The organism is Micropruina sp., assembly GCF_047602385.1.
Lineage (GTDB): Bacteria > Actinomycetota > Actinomycetes > Propionibacteriales > Propionibacteriaceae > Micropruina.
Window position 1 is genome coordinate 685696 of the sequence record NZ_JASGHL010000005.1, and the last position, 18306, is coordinate 704001.

9 protein-coding genes are annotated in these 18306 nt (G+C 67.3%); 3 read left to right on the top strand and 6 right to left on the bottom strand.

What is annotated here, in order from left to right; genetic code table 11:
- Positions 1-80: 80 nt before the first annotated feature.
- Both QM711_RS18705 and murJ read left to right on the top strand, forming a co-directional pair.
- A complete protein-coding gene (locus QM711_RS18705) occupies positions 81-2036 on the top strand; it encodes a DUF6049 family protein (RefSeq protein WP_415102134.1) in 1956 nt (651 codons plus the stop codon).
- The gene (murJ, locus tag QM711_RS18710; protein WP_415102136.1) at positions 2033-5623 is read left to right on the top strand and encodes a murein biosynthesis integral membrane protein MurJ; all 3591 of its coding nucleotides are present in this window, start codon (positions 2033-2035) and stop codon (positions 5621-5623) included. Before QM711_RS18705 ends, murJ begins: the two co-directional genes overlap by 4 nt.
- An 8-nt stretch (positions 5624-5631) precedes the next feature.
- Here murJ and QM711_RS18715 read toward each other — a convergent pair whose 3' ends face one another.
- The 6 genes from QM711_RS18715 to QM711_RS18740 all read right to left on the bottom strand — a co-directional run bounded on the left by QM711_RS18715 (position 5632) and on the right by QM711_RS18740 (position 17165).
- Positions 5632-6915 carry an RNA polymerase sigma factor gene (locus QM711_RS18715; protein ID WP_415102138.1) on the bottom strand — a complete coding sequence of 428 codons (1284 nt, stop codon included), beginning with the start codon at positions 6913-6915 and terminating at the stop codon, positions 5632-5634.
- A gap of 4 nt (positions 6916-6919) precedes the next feature.
- The gene (locus QM711_RS18720; RefSeq protein WP_415102140.1) at positions 6920-7264 is read right to left on the bottom strand and encodes a YciI family protein; all 345 of its coding nucleotides are present in this window, start codon (positions 7262-7264) and stop codon (positions 6920-6922) included.
- Between the two features lie 78 nt (positions 7265-7342).
- Positions 7343-10696, bottom strand: a complete 3354-nt coding sequence (locus tag QM711_RS18725) for a Swt1 family HEPN domain-containing protein (RefSeq protein WP_415102142.1) — start codon at positions 10694-10696, stop codon at positions 7343-7345.
- A gap of 1 nt (position 10697) precedes the next feature.
- Positions 10698-12539, bottom strand: coding sequence for a DUF262 domain-containing protein (locus tag QM711_RS18730; RefSeq protein WP_415102144.1), 1842 nt, complete (start codon positions 12537-12539; stop codon positions 10698-10700).
- 22 nt (positions 12540-12561) lie between these two features.
- Positions 12562-14376 (bottom strand): hypothetical protein, encoded by a 1815-nt coding sequence (locus QM711_RS18735; RefSeq protein ID WP_415102146.1) that lies wholly within the window; start codon positions 14374-14376, stop codon positions 12562-12564.
- Positions 14373-17165 (bottom strand): DUF1156 domain-containing protein, encoded by a 2793-nt coding sequence (locus QM711_RS18740; RefSeq protein ID WP_415102148.1) that lies wholly within the window; start codon positions 17163-17165, stop codon positions 14373-14375. The genes QM711_RS18735 and QM711_RS18740 overlap by 4 nt, the downstream gene beginning before the upstream one ends.
- Positions 17166-17359: 194 nt before the next feature.
- Between QM711_RS18740 and QM711_RS18745 the strand changes: the two genes are divergently transcribed.
- Positions 17360-18289, top strand: coding sequence for an HNH endonuclease (locus tag QM711_RS18745; protein ID WP_415102150.1), 930 nt, complete (start codon positions 17360-17362; stop codon positions 18287-18289).
- Positions 18290-18306 lie beyond the last annotated feature (17 nt).

The window sequence follows — 18306 nt, forward strand, 5'->3', positions numbered from 1 at the left end:
CACGTCGAGACACTCTACCGGGGCTGCCTCCGGCGCCGTCGCTCCCCGGCCCGGCCGGGCAAGCACCCTACGATGGGACGGTGATCCGCAGCACCACGGCCAAGCTCGCGCTCGTGCTGGCCTGGATGATCACCGTCGCCGCGGTCCTGATCGGCCCGGCGCCCGCCGCGCAGGCGTCCGCACCCGAGCTGAAGGTGGAACTCACCAGCCTGCGCACCACCGGGTCGGGATCGAAGGCCACCGCGGTGCTGCGCGGGCGGGTGCTCAACGTCGGCGCCCAGGCGGCGTTCGGCGTCCGGGTGATGCTGTGGCGATCCCGCGACCCGATCCGCGATCCGGCCGTCTTCCGCTCGGTGCTCGACGGCGAGAACCAGCCGTGGGGAGCGCTGCTCAACCGCAGCACTGACCATTACTTCTCGGTCACCGCGACCGATCAGGCGTTCGCCCCGGGCGCCACCGCCGAGTTCACGGTGCGCGGACGGCTGAGTGACCTGGGCTTCACCAGTGCCGGCAGCGTGTACCCCTTCGGCGTGGACGTGCGCGGCACCGCGGACGCCTCCAGCAATTTCCAGACCCTGGCCCGGACTCGCACCTTCTATGTCACTGTGCCCGCCAAGCGGCTGCCGCTCACCTCGATCGTGCTGCTCAGCGCGCCGCCGAGCAAGGTCCGCCCGGACGTCTTCGCCGACGAGAGCCTGCGTGACGAACTCAGCACCCGGCTGGACACCCTGATCGGCCTCGCCGAGCGGCCCGGCATGTCCTGGCTGGTCGATCCCGCGCTGATCGACGAGGTCGCCGACATGGCGGACGGCTACAGCGTCATCGACGGCAAGAACATCGTGCCGGGCACCGGGCAACAGGCCGCGCAGGCCTGGCTGCAGCGCTTCCGCGCCCTGCCCCACGATCGCGGCGGCCGGACCCTGTTCGCCATGCCCGATGTCTTCGGTGCCGAGAAGAACAAGGCGCCGGACGTGCTGAAGCGGTCCATCGCTGCGGCGGCGACCGTGCCCGAGCTCACCAGCCTGCCGCTGATCGTGCTGCCCTATGACGGCGTGATCGGAGCGGCCAGCCCCGCCTGGCTGCGCAGCGCGGACGCCGACGCGATCGCCGTCACCACCGCCGGACGCGGCCCGGCTCTCACCGCCGGAGGGTCCGGCTCGATCCTGCTGCGGCTCGCACCGTCCCCGAGCGCCGCCGGTCCGGGCATCGAGGACGGCCCCGTCCAGAGACTCCAACGCCAGTACGCGGAGGCGGTCATCGGCGGCGGAGTGGCGCGGCTGATCGCCACCCACGACCAGGCGGCGGCCGAAGCCGGCATCTCCCCCCGCTGGCTGGTGCGCACCGGGCTCGACGACCTGCTCGCCGACGGTCCGGACGGCACCGTGGCCGGACTCACCCTGCCCGCCAGGACGACGACGCTCCCGGCGTCCCGGTTCCGGCAATTCTCCACGCTGGCCCGCGACTTCACCGCCTACCGCGACCTGGTGCCGGCCTCGGCGGTGGGCGCCGACGCATCGGCCACCCTGAGCCGGAGCGTGTCGGCCAGCTGGATCGGCTCCACCCGGGCCGCCGCCTGGACGAATGCCGTCACCGGCACCGTCAGCGCGGCCGCGGTCGCCGAGAAGGTGAGCCTGTCGGCCAGCCCGCGGGTGCTGATGTCGTCGCGCACCAACGAGTTTCCGGTCACCGTGATCAACCGGCTGCCCGAGCCGATCACCGTCCGGGTGGTCTTCGCCTCGGACAACCCACAGCGGATCAGCATCGCCGACACCGCACCGATCACCGTGGACGCCGGCCAGAGCCAGACCATCAACGTCCGGCCCGAGGCCAGCTCGAACGGGCTGGTCAACGTGACCGCCGGGCTACGGACGACGTCTGGTCAATCGGTCGGGCACGCTACCCGGATCGCGGTCGAGGTCACCGACCTCGGCATGATCGGGTGGATCATTGTCGTGGTCTCCGGCGTCGTGCTGGTGGCGACGACCGTGCTGCGCATCCGTCAGGTGCGCCGCAAGCAACGCGAGGAGGAGCTTTGAGCGACGAGGGCCGCGAAGCCCCGGCGGCGGCGTCCGGAGGAGAGGCCCCGGCGGCTTCCGGACGACGGCTGCTGACCGCTACGGCGGTGATGGCATCGGGCACGATGGTGTCGCGCATCCTGGGGTTCGGACGCGCCGTGCTGCTGGCGTTCGCGCTCGGCAACGGAGCCCGCCAGGCCGAGATGTTCGGCCTGGCCACGCTGATTCCGAACACCCTCTACATGCTGTTCGCCGGCGGTGCGCTGAACACCGTGCTGGTGCCACAGATCGTCCGGGCGATCAAGAACGACGCCGACGGCGGCCAGACCTACATCAACCGGATCATGACCGCTTTCCTGGCCGCGCTGGCCGCGATCACGGTGCTGATGGTGGCGGCCGTGCCGTGGCTGCTGACGCTGTGGACGGACCCGCGCTGGCAGGCGCTGCCGCACTGGGAATCGCTGGTCTTCATCACCTACCTGACCATGCCGCAGCTGTTCTTCTACGGCGCCTTCTTCCTGATCGGGCAGGTGCTCAACGCCCGGGACTCTTTCGGCCCGATGATGTGGGCGCCGATCGCGAACAACGTGGTGCAGATCGGCGTGCTGGGCCTGTACGCCGTGGTCTGGGGTCACGGCGCCGACACCTCGGCACCGTTCAGCACCGAGCAGGCCTGGCTGCTGGGTGGCGGTTCCACGCTCGGGATCATCGCCCAGACGCTGATCCTGATCCCCTTCTACCGCCGCACCGGCTTCCACTACCGCCCTCGCTGGGACCTCAAAGGCACCGGTCTCGGGCATACGTTCCACCTTGCCAAGTGGATGATGGGTTATGTTGCGCTGACCCTGGTCGCCCAGGTCGTGGTGACCCGGCTGGCCACGTCGGCGGTGGTCGGCGGCTCCGGGGCCGGCAGCAACGCCTACAACCAGGCCTACCTGATCTGGGTGTTGCCGCACTCGCTGCTGACGGTGTCGCTGGCGACCGCGATGCTGCCCCAGGCGTCCCGGCTGGCGGCGGTGAAAGACCTGATCGGGGTCGCCGACGAGGTCCGGCGAGCGACCCGGCTGGCGGTCACCTTCCTGGTGCCGGCGGCAGTCGGGCTGATCGTGCTGGCTCAGCCGATCGCCCGGGTCGCCTTCGGCCTGGGCCAGGGCGCCGGCGACTACCACTTCGTCGCCTGGACGCTGATGGCGTTCGCGGTCGGCCTGGTTCCGTACACCATCCAGTACCTGTACCTGCGCGGGTTCTACGCACTCGAGGACACCCGGACGCCGTTCCTGCTGCAACTGGTCATCTCCGGGGTGAACGCGGCGCTGGCGATCGCATTGGTGCTGGCCTGGCACGACGTCCACACGGTCGCGCCCCGGCTGGCGCTGGCCTACAGCCTGGCCTACCTGCTGGGGGTGTGGCTGTCGCATCGGTCGCTGCGCAAGCGACTGACCAGCATGGACGGCGGCGACCTGCTGCGGCACCTCGCCAAGCTCTTCGGCGCGGCCATCCCCGGCGGCGCGCTGGCCTGGCTGGTCACCTGGTACTTCACCCCGTTCGAGTCGGCCCTGCTGACCCTGGTCGGCCTCGGACTGGCAGCGATCGTGGCCCTCCTGGCCTTCTTCTTCATCGCGAAACGGCTCGGCATCGGCGAGGCCACCCAGGTGCTGGGCGTGCTGCGCCGCCGCCGCAAGCCGCATCCGGTGGTCACCGGCCAGCCAGACGAGGTGGGCGAAGAGATCGGTCCGGTGTCCGACGACACGCCGGCGTCGGCCGACGATCCGGAGCCTGAACCCGATCCGGAACAGGTCAACGACGATCCCGACGGTGCGGGCCAGTTCATCGCGGTCGCCAGCACGCCGGAGCAGCCGCTGCTGCACTATCCCGACCCTGCCGACGGTCATGCTCCGGCCATGGACGTGCCCACCGACGACGCGGTGGCCGATGTCGAGGTCGGCCAGGTGCTCGGCGAGCGCTACCGGCTGGACGAGGTGCTGGCCCGGCGCGGCAACGCGCTGACCTGGCGGGCGTTCGACCAGCGCCTGTCGCGTCCGGTGCTGATGCACCTGCTGCCCGCCGACGATGACCGCGGGCCCGAGCTGATCGGCGTGGCCAAGCGCGCCTCGGGCGCCCCCGACGCAGCATTCCTGAGGGTGCTCGACGCAGGCGTGTTCGACGAGGGCGAGCACTACATCGTCTACGAGTACGCCGCGGGAAGCTCGATCGAGCAGGTCCTCGCCGGCGGTCCGCTGTCACCGGTCGAGGCGGCCTGGGTGGTCAAGGAACTGGCCCAGGCGCTGGCCGCACTGCACAGCCGCGGGCTCTATCACGAGCGGATCAACCCCGACACGGTGGTGATCACCGCCGCCGGCAACGTCCGGATCGTCGGACTCCTGGTGGAGGCCGCACTGGACCCCGAACCGCGGGAGCCGCGCGAGGAGGCCGCCGACGTCCGGGCACTGGGCGCACTGCTGTACGCCTGCCTGGTCACCCGCTGGCCGGACGGCGACCGCTACGGCCTGCGCGCTGCCCCGACCGAGGGCCAGCGCACGCTCACCCCCGCCCAGGTGAAGGCCGGCGTCCCACGGATGCTGGACACCCTGTGCGACCGGATCCTGAACCCCGTTCCCCGCAACCGGCAGACCACGATCAACACGGCGCGAGCGGTCGCCCAGCAGCTCACGGCAGTCCTCGGCCAGGCCAGCGCCGCTCCCGATCTGGAACGCCGGCTGAGGCTGCCGGTCGAGCAGATCCGCACCTCCGGCCGTTCGGTGTTCACCGCACCCGTCCCGGCGCCGGCCGCCGAGACCCCCATGCGTTCCACCGGCGAGCGGGACGGGTGGGGCGGCGACGAGGACGACAGCGGAGAGGCCACCGCGCCCTGGCAGTTCCCCGGGCTCAAGGACGACAGCCCCGCGACCGAGCCGTTCACCCCGATCCCGCCGCCCTCGCGGCCCTCGTCCCCGGCTCAGCAGCAGCTGATCATGCCGTCCCCGCAGCGGGGTGGGATGGGGCGCCCGCGGCGCCGCTGGATGGCGCTGATGATCGGACTGTTCGGCCTGTTGCTGGCGGGCTCGCTGGTCTGGGTCGCGGTCGGCCAGCTGAACGCGCGCCGAACGCCTGCGGCGTCGGCCAGCCCGAGTGCGGCCCCGGTGCTGCCGATCGTCTCGGCGACCGACTTCGACCCCAGCGCCGACGGTGGCAGCAATACAGAGAACACCCGGCTGGCAGCACGTGCGGTGGACGCCGACCCCGAGACCGTCTGGCTGACCGAGCGCTACCGAGGCGACGCCCGACTCGGCAAGCTCAAGCCGGGCGTCGGGCTGGTGATCGACCTGGGCAGCGTGCGCAGTGTCAGCCAGGTCAATGTCGCGGTGATCGGCGACGGCACGTCGGTCGAGCTCCGCGTCCCCAACGACGCCGAGGTGACCACCGCCCCGATGCGGTCGCAGGCCGACTGGAAGATCGTGGCCAGCATCGATAAGGCCAAGGGAACCGCGGTGATGAAGCCCGGTGCGCCGGTGAAGACCCGGTTCCTGCTGGTGTACCTGACCTCGCTGCCTCCCGAGTCGGGAAGCTACTACCAGGGCGGAATCAGCACCATTGAGGTGCGCGGCTGAGGCGGTGATCAGCCGCCCGGACGCAGCGACTCGCGCATCCGCCGCAGGTAGACCCGCTCGCCGGGATGTTCCGCGGTCTCCATCGCCCGGTCGTACTCCCGCGCCGCCGGAGTCGTCCGTCCGAGCCGGCGCAGTAGATCGGCCCGGGTCGCGTGGAAGGCGTGATAGCCGTCCAGCCGGTCGGCGAGGCCGTCCACGATGGTCAGGGCGGGCAGCGGCCCGGCGAGCTCAGCGACCGCGACCGCCCGGTTGAGCCGGACGATCGGCGTATCCAGCGTTGTCAGCAGCTGGTCGTAGAGGGCGACGATCTGTCGCCAGTCGGTGTCGGCGGCGTTCGCGGCGTCGGTGTGCACGGCGTTGATGGCGGCCAGGAACTGGTACGGCCCGGGGCGATTCTGCTCCAGGCAGCCGCGGACCAGCCCATGCCCTTCGGCGATCAGCGCGTCGTCCCACCGCGTCCGATCCTGTTCATCGAGCCTGACCAGGGTGCCGTCGGCGGCGAAGCGGGATGGACACCGCGCCTCGCTGAGCAGCATCAGCGCGAGCAGTCCGCGCGGCTCCGGTTCGTCCGGCAGCAACTCCACCAGTTGCCTGCTGAGCCGGACCACCTCTGCGGCCAGGTCGATCCGCTGGTCGGATCCGTGCGGCAGATAGGCCTCGTTGTAACCGAGGTAGAGGACCGCCAGGACGCCGCCGAGCCGCTCGGCCAGGTCGGCTTCCTGCGGGACGCGGAACGGGATCCGGGCCTGGGCGATCTTCGCCTTCGCGCGGGTGATCCGCTGGGCCATGGTGCGTTCGGGCACCAGGAAGGCCGCCGCGATCTCGGCCACGGTCAGTCCGCCGAGCAGCCGCAGGGTCAGCGCCACCCGGGACGGCTCGGCCAGCGCCGGGTGACAGCAGGCGAAGATCAGCCGCAGCCGGTCGTCGCGGACCGGGCCGTCGTCGTTCCGCTCGTCGAAACCCAGATCGTCGATAGCCGGCTCGACGCTGCCGGCGATCACCCGGGCGGTCGGCGACAGCATCGCCTGCGCGGCCTGCTGCTTCCCACCGCGCTGCTGCTCGCGACGCAGCGTGTCGATTGCCTTGCGGACGGCGGTGGTGGTCAGCCAGCCACCCGGATTGGGTGGGATGCCGTCGGCCGGCCAGTGTTCCATGGCGCTCACCAGAGCCTCCTGAGTCGCTTCCTCGGCGATGTCGAGACTGCCGAACCGGCGCGCCAGGGCTGCGACGACGCGTCCGAACTCATCGCGGACGAGGCGGTCGATCCGCTCGTGCAGCCCGGCGGCGTCCATCCGGCTACATCCCCTGGAAGGCGCGCACCTCGACCTTGCCCTCGCACGCCTTGGCACCCTCGCGGGCCAGTGCGAGCGCCTCGTCGAGATCGGCTGCCTTGACCACCCAGAAGCCGCCCAGCTGCTCCTTGGCTTCGGAGAACGGGCCGTCGGTGAGGTCGCCGGCGGGGCTGACCACGGTCGCCGAGGACGAATCCGTCAGCCCGCCAGCGAAGACCCACTTGCCCTCGGCCTGGAGCTTGGCGTTGAAGACGTCCACCTGGGCGTACATCCGCTGGGTGTCCTGCTCGGAGACCGTGGCGGGGTCGAAGTCGCTATCCATCCACACCGACAACAGGTACTCGGTCATGAGGAATCCTCCTGGTTCGTGGCCGGCCTGGTTGCCGTCCTATCTTGTCAACGAACGAGGACCGGCGAATGCGACACCTCAGGTCTCCTCGAATCCGGATTGCTCGAATTTGAGCGTCCGGGTGTTCTCGGAGACGGTGCGGATCTGCTGCTCATCGAAGCCGGTCTCGTCGACCGCCTCGATCTCCAAGCGGACGACCAGACGCGCGGCCGGATCGTTGCGCAGATGCGCGATCACCTCGTCGGCGATGCTCCGAAAGTCCATCGCCATTCGCTCGCTGGCTAGGGTCTTGACGCCGTAGAAGCGAGTCTTGGGGGCCGGATACATGAAGTCCGGACGACTGGGTGCGGCGCGTCCGGGGATCACCGCATCGCCGTCCGTGGTTTGGGCGTCCGATCCGCTGATCGTCGCAGGACGCTCGGCCTCCAGTTGGCGGGCGGCCCGCTCCGGGCGGACCAGCAGCAGGGTGTCGAGTGGCAGCGGCGGCGAGGCCCGGTCGTCGGGCGTCCACAGCTCCTGATATCGGTCGGCGTCCGAGTCGTAGCCGGCGGCGAGCCCGAAGGCGTCCAACTGCCACAGCATCGGCTGGTCGACGATGCCCTCGTCGAGCACCCGGCGATCGCGCAGCCGCGGCATGTACGGGTACTGGGTGTAGAGCTCCCATAGCGTGCCGAGCGCGACGTGGCCGTCCTTCCAGATCTGCGGAACCCGGTCAAGGGTGTGCCGGACGGCCCGCGCCGCCTGCTGGACGGCGAGCGTCCCGTCGTTGTGCATCCGGCGTGACACCCGTTCGGCCAGCGACTCCGACTGGCCCTCCACCTTCACCTCACCGATGACGAAGGACGTCCCCGGGTCGGGCTCCTCGGGCAGCAACGCCCAGGTGAACGTCTGCAGCAGCCGCGCGGTCGCCGTCTGATCAGCCTGGGCGCGGCGTTGCGTGGCCTGGTTGCGCTGGTTCTGGGTGAGATCGAGTTCGGCGTCGTTTTCGAGGACGTGCTTCCAGCCCAGGTAGTCGCGGACGGCGGCCTCGAGTTCCTCCAGCCGGGCGACATCAGCGGCCAGGTAGACGAGCATGTTGCGATGGGTCCGGTTGGCGCTGCCCCGCCGTTCGGTCGCGGTCCGCGCAAACTCCTTGGCGGTCGAATCGGTCCCCCGTTTGTGGGCGACCTTCGGGTGCAGGATGACCAACCGTGCCTCGGCGACATCCGGAATGTCCGCGTGCGATTCGGGACAGACATGGACGCCGGCGAAGTCGCCCCTGGTGCGTGCCTGGCCCTTCAGCCGGGACGCGATCTCGGCCCAGACGTCTTCGACGTGCAGCCGTTCGGCCTGGTCCTTCACCGTGCGGGTGATGTTGGGTTGCACGTCGTACCAGTACTTGCCGGAGCCTGAGTAGAAGTAGGTGGCCCGGTCGCTGAGCTGGGTGAGCGCCGAGTGGAAGTTGCCGGGGACGTCCCCGGGCGTGGCGGTTCCCAGGAACACCCGTTTGGTCTCGATGCCCTTGTGCACCGAGCCCGGAGCGATGGTCGGTGCGGCACCGAAGAACACTGCCCGAGCGAGCCGCTTGGTCAGCGACCGCTGGCCGAAAAGCGGCTTGTCGGAGTCGATTCGGGCCGGTTCGGAGGTCGGCCCGTCGACGTCGGCGTCGATGATCGGCTTCCAGGAGTCCTGCAGGTACTGGGTGAGTTCGGTGTTCACGTTCGCGGTGGCCAGCGGAATCGAGCCGGGCATGATCAGCGGGCCGGCGTCCTCACCGGTCCACAACGCATGGATCACGGTGCTCATCAGGCGCAGCACGCCGCGGGTGCGCTGGAAGCGGTCCAGCGACGACCATTCCTCATAGAGGGTGTCGAACAGCTGCGGATGGATCGGATAGGTGCGCTTGATCCGCTCCTCGTAGGACGCGTCCCGCGACTCCCGCGGGAAGTCGTCGGAGTACTTGCGGTACAGATCGACGAAGGCCCGCGCGGTGGCACCGATGGCCGCCAGTGCGGCGGCGTCCGGTTCGGTGAAGAGGCGGCGTTTGACGATGTGGTAGGCCTCGACCGAGGACGCCGGACGCCACTGGTCGGCGACCCGGCGGACGACGTTCTGCAGCCGACGCAGCGCCTCCAACCCGTTCGCGCCGCCGACCTCCTCGGCGTTGCCGGCGGCCTCCTTGGCGGTGTCGCCGACCTCGGACGCCGGAATCGAGATCGCCAGCAGCACGCCGGGGGTGCCCTTGACCGCCTCGGTGAGCGACTGGGCGAAGGTGAACTGGTCATCGAAGGTGCCGCCAGCCAAGTCGTCCCGCCCGACCAGTGAGCGGGCGTAGGCCACCCATTCGTCGATCAGGATCACCGCCGGTGAGTACAGCGTCAGCAGGTCGTGCAGCGCGTCGCCGGGGTGGGTGCGGTCGCGGTCGGACTGCGCGACGAGATCGTAGGCGTCAGCACCGCCGAGTTGCCAGGCCAGTTCGCCCCAGATGGTGTTGACGCGGCTGCCGTCCGGCTTGGTCGAGCCGGAAGGGCTGAGGTGGTTGCCGACGATCGCCACCCGATTGACCGGCTCACCGGTGTAGCCGTTGGCGGTCAACAACTCCTGGGTGTCCTGCGGGAACTCGCCGACGGGAAGGCCGGCGGCGACATGCCACAGCGCGAGCATCGAGTGGGTCTTGCCGCCACCGAAGTTGGTCTGCAGGTTGATCACCGGCGAAGCGTTCTCGTCGCCGGCCAACCGCCGGACGGCGCGTCCGATCAGATCCTGGAGGCCCTCGGTCAGGTAGGTGCGCCGGAAGAAGTCGACGGGGTCGGCGTAGTCGTTGTCGACCTCGCCACCGGTGGCCACCTTGTACAGGTCTGCGGCGAACTCGGAGGCGTGGAAGTTGCCGGTCGCGACGTCGTGGTGCGGCGGAAGGACCTCGCGCCAAGGCCGCAGACCCGCGCTGTCCGGGGAGTCGACCGCGGCCTTGAGCACCCGCTTGTCGTCCTTATCGGCGGTCACCCGGCGCAGGTTGAGCCGCACGGTACGCACCTGATCGGCTTCGTCGGACGCCCCGATCAGCTTGAGCAGCCGCTCGCCGGTGTCCAGGGCGCGATAGGCATCGTCATCGGTGAAGGTGCCGTTGTGCGCCCAGGTGTTGCGGATCTCGCGCAACTCGCTGGCATAGGTCTCGCCAGCCCGTCCGATCGCCTTGTTGAACGGATACCAACCTGGCTTGAAGGTGCTTGTGATGGCGCCCTCGGTGAGCATCCTGAACTGCAGCTGTGGGTCGAGCGGGTCGTAGGACTTGCCGTAGATCTGTTTCTGGTTGTCGCGTTTCTCGACCAGGCTCGCCCACACCGCGCCGAGCGCCTTGTCGCCCTGCCCGATCACGGACGCGATGAAATCGTCCAGTGCGGGGGCCAGGACGGTGAACATCCGGTCGATCCGGTCACGATTGCTGAGCGCCACGTCAGGCCACCTCGGTGAGCGGGTCCTCCATCAGACCCTCCTGCTCGAAGTGTGAGGAGTCCTCCTCTGCGAAGCCTTGGTCGATATCGCGCTGCACCGGTTTCCCGATGGCATCTTCGACCAACAGGCACAGCGACTCGCGCCGAGAGCGGAAGTAGCCGTCGAAGTCGTCGCTACGCAGCAGCGCTGAGGGAATGCGGTGGGTGGCGACCAACTCGTCCAGACGGTGATCGTCGATCTGCGCTCGGCTCTCGATGAGGTTCAAGTAGCTGGAAGGCGCCGCCCCGCCGATGGTGCGGTTCGTTCGGGCACTGATCGCGGTCTTGTTGACGATGCTCTCGCGACGCTCGTCGTCAATCTCGTGATCCTTGCACCACTTCTGCGGAAAGACGTGGTGAATGTCGACCGCCAAGTCACTGTGCTGCACCTTGTCGAGGGCCTTGTCTTCCATCCAGTCGCGGGCACCCCCGGCGAGGATCAACGCGGCAATCCCCTTGTAGGCGGCGGCGTTACGAGTGCGAAGAGAGTGCAGCCTCGACTCAGTGAAACTGGCGTCCTGAATGGTGCGCGGTAGGGGATTCGACTCGCTCAGCGCCCAAGCCGGAACTGTCTCCAGGTCGCGGACGAAGCGGGTCTCAATCGCGGAGCCGTACAGTTCGCCGAGAACACCGCTCCAATACCAGCGCACAAGCCGATCGCTGACCGCAATCAGGTCAGCATCCTTGCCCAGCACGACCTTGATTGCGGCGAGTGGCACCAACTGCTTCGGGTAAGGAACGTCACGCGCGGTGAAGATGTACCGATCCGCCATGAACTTGGCAGCCCAGACGAATGCCTCTCGAAGCGGGTCGCGCCACCGGAGATAGTCCGCAAGCTCGAGTTTGAGCACGTCCTCGCGTTTGGCCGAGACCGCCGGCGGCCGTCCGGAGGTGTCCGCGAGGTTTCGTTCGCGCGTGGTGAGCATCGCCACCGCCTGCAGGAAGTCGGTGTTCTCCACCGCGGCCAGGACGGGATGCGAAGCCCATCCGGACTGAATACCATGCCAGTCATCGTTGAGCCGGAAGTCGGCGCCGCTGCCCGCGTAGTAGTCGGCGTCGCCGGCGAAGACCGCAGTGAGCAACTCGAAGACATTCAACGGCAGACCACCCGTATTCACCTTCTCGAAGACCGTGGCCACCGCCGCTTTGTCGGTGCTCTCGTCCAGGACGATCGCCGGAATGTCGTATGTCACCGCTGGCTTGATGAAGATGTCGTGGAACTTCTTACCGAGGACGCGATCATCAAGATCGAGGATCCAGCTCATGTAGTCCCCGTAGAGCAGGTGCAGCGGGAAGTAGCCCAGTGCACGTTCCTTCTCGGGATCGCTCAGGTCCAACTCGACGTCTTTGCCGAAGTTCGACCGGATCATCCCGTCTGCAGGAATCGAGATGATGGCCTCGTCCACCCGGCTCTCGTCGGTCAATGCGGTCTCCATATGCACCAGGTAGCGCCGGTCGAACAATTTGCCTCGCGCATCCTTGGTGTTGACGACTCCGTCGCCGCTCATCGCCTGGGTCAGTGAGGTGAGCCGTTGCTGTCCATCCAGGAGCAGGTACTTGGCCTCGGTGTCGGCGGCGAGGTCGACGCCCTCGATGGGTCGTGGCTTGAATCTGACCTGGGCGTTCCCGGTCTTGAGCAACATCACCGCCCCGAGCGGATGCCCGCGAAGTACGGTGATGAGAAGCTGTCGGATCCGTTCATCGTCCCACTTGTAGCCGCGCTGGAAGTCAGGGAGTTGGATCTCTCCCGAGCGCGTCCAGTTCAAGTACTGACCCAACTCGTACATGGGGGTAAGGAAGCCCATCGGTCATCTCCTTCGATCGTTCTCAGCGGGTATGTGTGTTCGTAAGGTGCGGGCCGATGTAACCGATGAACACGCACGGTGCGGCTGGGTGCCCGTCGTAGATGTGCATACGCGGGCTTGTCATACCGGTGCGGGCGAGCTTGAAATGTGCCTTCATTTCGACGTGCCCGGCTGGATGCACCGACGTCGGAACGGGAAAGATGCGCTCCTTGCCGAACCGCCGCATCGTTATCCCCGTCTCGGTGTCTCCGAACTTGTTCGATGAGACCGTCCGATAGCCAGTCGGGGTGTGCTTGAGGTAGTGGTCAAGGCCTGAAGCGCAATCGCCGTTGGCTCGTGCTTTCGCGTAGTCGGCCAGAGCTAGAACCGCGTCCCATGCAGTTCTCAGCGCTGCGTCGTTGGTGTCGATCTGGCTGAGCCGAAGCACATCCGACGCGTTGCCGGTGAAGCTGACCCCGTCAGTCGATTCGATGAGATCTAGCAGTTTCTCGAATGAGTCCGGCCGTTCGACGCGGAAGTTGTCAGGAGTGTTCAGGTAGGCGGCTTCATAGTCTCCTCGATCCTTGAGGCGTGACTGGAGCCAGTTGATCTTTCCGCCATGATCGTCGAGGTCGAGGTGAAGCAGTTCGTTCGTGCTTTGCTCATCATCGAGAGCTGCCAGTAGGTCGGTGTTGGCGTCTTCAAGTTGCTCCACCTTGGACAGCAACTCATCGACTCGCCTCTGAAGAGCCTGTGCGGACGCCCGGTCAACGCCCCACTGTCGAGCCCGCGACATGAGGTCGAGAAGCGCCTGCTCGGTAATTTCTTTGAGACCCAATATGCGCTTGACCAGACCGATCTCGGACACTTTCGGCTGTGGGGTTCCCTTCACGGGGGTGGACGGTTCCACTGACTCAGGTTCGGCCGTGGGCGGGGCCTCTTCGGGTACGGGTGTGACCGCGACGGCCACTTCCTCAACCAGACGGCGATTCTCCAGCCTCTCGAAGCGGCGGCGGGTGCTCCGCACCGCCGGGTCGACTGGACGCGTCGCCGCCTGCTGCCGCGCCACATCGCCCAGCAGGGTCAGGATCACCGAGTCTTTCTCGCTAGCCAGACGGGTGGTACCCAGAATGCGGTGGCGCCTGGCGTCCGATGGATCGTCGAATTTCACACCTGGCTGGTAGGTGCGGATCGTCCATGGCGGCGCAGCAAACTGCGGTTTGCCACGATCGATCAAGGCAGCGGTCGCGTCGGGGGTGAGCAGGATGACTTGGCCGAGACCGTTGATCTCTTTGGTCCACGCACCGAGTTTCCGGGCGAACGCCTGGAAAGGAATCTTGTCGTTGGTACCGGCCACGAAGACCAGACCGTGTCGGGCCTCGTCGCTCAGGAGCGCGACAAGGTCGTCGAGGCGCTCCGGCCCGAAGACCTGGGGCTGATCGACGAATTCGATCAGGCCGTCATGCAACTGCAGCACCTGCATCAGATAGCGAGCGAGGCGCGGCACCGCAACGAATCGGCCCCGACTGTTGCTCACCACCACATTGATCCAGTCGTCGGCCCCGGGCTCGTCGTGCGCGATGAACTCGGTGGCCCACGTTCCGGTGACCTGTTCCTCGACCAACTGGATGCGTAGATCGACGGCATCGCCGGCTTCCAGCCGGCGGACCGCGAGCGTCGCGGTTGCCGTGGACTGATCGACGGAGGCATCGAGATCGACATCGAAGCCCTTCTCACGCAGCCAGTGCTTGACCTGGGCAACGGCGTCCACCAGCCATGGTCCGGCATCGTCACAGCGCATCAGCGCCGAGTAGTCGCGTGTGGACGGGCGTTGAGTAAGCGTCGCCGGCGTCGTCACGAGGCTGCTCCGGCGTCGCTGTAGTCCAGAGTCTCCTGGGCACTGCTGCGAACAACTGTCGGCACGCTGCGAGAGGCGTCGACGACCTCGGGCCAGCTTGTCACCAGGTTGTTGAAGCCCAATGCGTCCTTGGTCCACTTGTTGTCTTCGGCGACCCGGAACAGCAGGTGGGCCAGTTCCTTGATCAGGTCGGCGTCGATCGCGGCGTCCGGTCTGCGCAGCGCGTCACGCAACAACGCACCTGCCGACTGGATGCCCTCGTGCTCGAGCGTCCTGATCAGGTGATGCAGCACCTCCCAGGTGCTGGTGTGGGGATCGTTCAGCGCGTCGTAGCCGGCGCTGAGCTCAGCCGGCTTGATCAGCTGGACGTTCCCCGCCCGACTGGTCAGGACGCCGTGGCGGTCGAGCGTCTGGACTGCCACCCCCCGTGCATTTGCGAGGGACTCGGCGTCGCCGTACTTGCCGACCGCATAGCCGCGCAGCCGGTACCAGGCGATGGAGAACCGCGTGGTCAGATCGAAGTCACCCTCCTGCTCATTGAGTACTTGATCGAGGATCTCGTTGATCCTCGCCAACGCCGACCGCACGGACATGGTCGACCCATCGGGTTCGAGGACAGCGCTGTAGCGACTGAACACAGCCATCCCAGGCCCGATCGCCGCCTGCGGAAGGTCGACTGCCGCGATCGCGCCCTGCTGGAGCTTGCGGAGAGCGGCTGGTAGCTCGGCCTGGAGGGCGGTGATGAAGCCGCGACGATCGGTCGTGGGAGCATCCTCGGGTCGGGGACGAAGCGAGAGGACGATCGACGAAGCCAGTGCGTTTGTACCGCTGGCGATCATCCGGTTGCTCAACTCGGACCGGCTGGGCCAAGTCGAGGTGATCGCCCAGCCGGACCTGATCATCCCCTCGAGCAGCGTCTCCCAGCCACTGGAGGAGGTGCCAGTGGCGTCGCTCTCGCTCTGTTTGAAGGCGTACCAAACCGTAATCGGGAAATCTTCCCGTGCGGACACTCTTGCCTTGGCGAACACTGACCGAAAGCCGTCCTCGAAGAACTGACGGGCGCCGCCCTTGCCGTCGTGGCGGTAGGGGTTGGCCACCAGTTCTTCCGTCTTGGGGACGAGCATCGTGGAGAGAAGATCTGGATAGATCGGCTGAAGACTGCGCCGCAGCCACACGTAGAAGAAGTCGGAGAGGTCCGAGTAGCCAATGTTGTCGTAGTACGGCAGGTCTGTGCTGATCACGCCTTTGGCGTACGCACGCGCACTCGCATCCGCTTGGGCAACGACGGGGTGGCTCGTCGACGGGCCCAGCTTCTCGATGGCCTCCGCTGTCCAAAGCAGGGAGTTATTGAACGATCCAGTGTTGTCACCGAGAGGGGCCACTTCAGCGAAGTCCCACATCATCGGAAGCGCCTGGCGAGCAAAGGTCGAGCTCGTCGATTCTCGGGAGACATACCAGTTGACCAACGTGGAGTTGCGGTCAGTCATCTTGCTGACAACTATGCCGAGGTAGGTCGCGACCGCATCGGCATAAGTAGACCTGCCGCCATCCGCAACCACCAGGTTTCGCGCCCCGCCCACCAAGTCGCTGAATGTAGTCAGTGCCACGAGCTGGCGCTCAGTGAACAGATCCGCCCAAGAGGTCATTCCGTACGCCTGCACCCGGAAGCTTGGGGCCCGAGGCGGCAAGGTCGCGCTCGGTCCACTCTGCGGCCGCCGGATGTCGGCCGCTTCATTTCGCGCGAGCTGCGGCGCGAGATAACTCCGCTGTCTGTGGCCTTCGGTAACAACTGCCATAAGTTGAGCACGGAGCCGACCCGCTCGACCTTCCGAACGGACGTACTTCAGGCCAACCGACGCCTGACACGCGGCGCACGCTGCCCCGGTGCGGCCCACGGTGCCGTCCGTAGCGGCCGTCGGAGCAGCACTTGGATCATGTCCGATCCCAAAATCCACCCGCTGCCCAGACGGATGGCTCGGATCGCTCACCACCTTGGGAACGACATACGCCTCCTTGCCCTTCTTCTTGCCCAGCCACCACGACCGAACCAGCGGCATCTCTATCCCGCACGCCGGATTCGGGCAAGTCACCGTCCGAGCCCAGATCCAGGCGATCACGTTTGCCTTTGTCCCGTCAGGCAGCGTCGCCTTCGGATACAGGTGCCCGATCCGCTTCTCGGCCTCGTCCCGCATCCACTGGCCGTAGGCGCGCACGTCCGCGGCCAGTCCCTCCGCGCCTTTCCATTCCCGGAACTCCGACTCGGCGAGCCCCGGAAACACCGGCGGCTGGTCCCGGAACTTTGGAGGGATCTCAATCAACGCCTTGTTGATCAGCACCGCCACCGGATTCAGATCCGAGGCGTGGGCCTCCAACCCCAGCCGTTGCGCCTCCAGGGGGATCGTTCCCCCGCCGGCGAACGGGTCCAAGATCGGCGGAGGATTGCCGTCCGTCGACTTCAGGATCTCGGCATGCGCCTCGGCGAACAGCTTCTCGTCACGGATGTTCTCCCAGACCACCAGGCGCTCGATCAACCGGTGCAGTCGCTCCCGCTCGGCGCGCTGCAGTTCCTCGGTCGGAAACTCGTCCGGCCGCGACGACGGGTCGTCCACCAGCTGCGCGAATAACACCGCCCTGGCCGCCGCCAGCGGACGCCGCGCCCACCAGAGATGGAGCGTCGACGGGTGGCCGTGTCGAATCGACTTCTCCCGGGCCGACTCTCGGTTGATGGCCTCCAACGGCAGCGCAACCTCGATCAGCTTCCGCCGGACGAGTGGCCTGGGGTCGGGCACAGTCTCTCGCTCTCGCACCCAACCTATTGGGTGTTCGTAGGTAGTGCGAGGCGACGCGAGGGTGAGCAGGGGCAACCCTCACCCACCTGCATGGCCCAATGTAGTGGGCATTATCCGACCTGTCAGGGCAGGCGCCCACCCCAGGCCCAATCAGGAGGGCCGACCGTTGGGCGCCTGCTCAGTAGCGTCACGCCATGCGGGCTGTCATCGGCGTCACCGACAACCGCTGGGCGGAGTTCCTACGGGCGCGTCCACACCTCACCGAAGCGAACTTCTGGCTTCCCTCCGGCAAGGAGGCATTCAAGGCCCTCCAGCCCGGCGAGCCCTTCCTGTTCAAGACGCATTGGCCCGAGAACCGATTGGTCGGCGCCGGGTTCTACAGCGGCTTCGACATCTTCAACGTGCGTGAGGCCTGGGAACTCTTCGGCGAAGGCAACGGTGTCGCGTCCATGGACGAGCTTGCGCAGTCGATCGCCCGCTATCGCAAGGCACCTCCGGACGTGGGCGCGTCGATCGGCTGCGTGTTGCTACGCGACTTGTTCTTCCTCCCGCCCGAGGAGACGCTCGCGGCGCCCAGTGACTTCGCCAAGAACATCGTTCGCTTCAAGGGTTATGACCTGCTGGGTGCCGGCGCACACGTCGACCTGATGTTCGAGACCATGCTCCGCCGGGCCGAGATTCGAATCAACGACGAGACCGGCGCGCCGACCACCGTGCCTGGGCCGGTCTTCGGACGCGACCGCCTTATGAAGGCGCGAATCGGGCAGCAGGCATTCAAGGGCCTCGTGCTGACCTCCTACGAGCGCCGCTGTGCGATCACCGGCAACCACATCCAGCCCACCCTTGAGGCCGCGCACATCCGGCCGGTCAGCTTGGCCGGCGAGAACCGCCTCGACAACGGCCTTCTGCTGCGCTCGGACGTGCACACCCTCTTCGATCTCGGCTACCTCAGCGTCAATACCCGCCACGAGCTTCAGGTCAGCCCTCGGCTTCGCCAGGACTGGGGCAACGGCCAAGAGTTCTACGAACGAGCTGGACGCGTGATCAACGTGCCGCAGGTCCGCGCCAACCGCCCCGATCGCGGGGCGATCGAGTGGCATCTCGACACGATCTTCCTGCGCTAGTGGGGCGCCAACTGTCG

Bases quoted from the DNA above. Each gene is read 5' to 3' on its own strand.
- QM711_RS18730 (WP_415102144.1), bottom strand. From the start codon at position 12,539: ATGGGCTTCCTTACCCCCATGTACGAGTTGGGTCAGTACTTGAACTGG.
- QM711_RS18745 (WP_415102150.1), top strand. From the start codon at position 17,360: ATGCGGGCTGTCATCGGCGTCACCGACAACCGCTGGGCGGAGTTCCTA.
- QM711_RS18715 (WP_415102138.1), bottom strand. From the start codon at position 6,915: ATGGACGCCGCCGGGCTGCACGAGCGGATCGACCGCCTCGTCCGCGAT.
- QM711_RS18720 (WP_415102140.1), bottom strand. From the start codon at position 7,264: ATGACCGAGTACCTGTTGTCGGTGTGGATGGATAGCGACTTCGACCCC.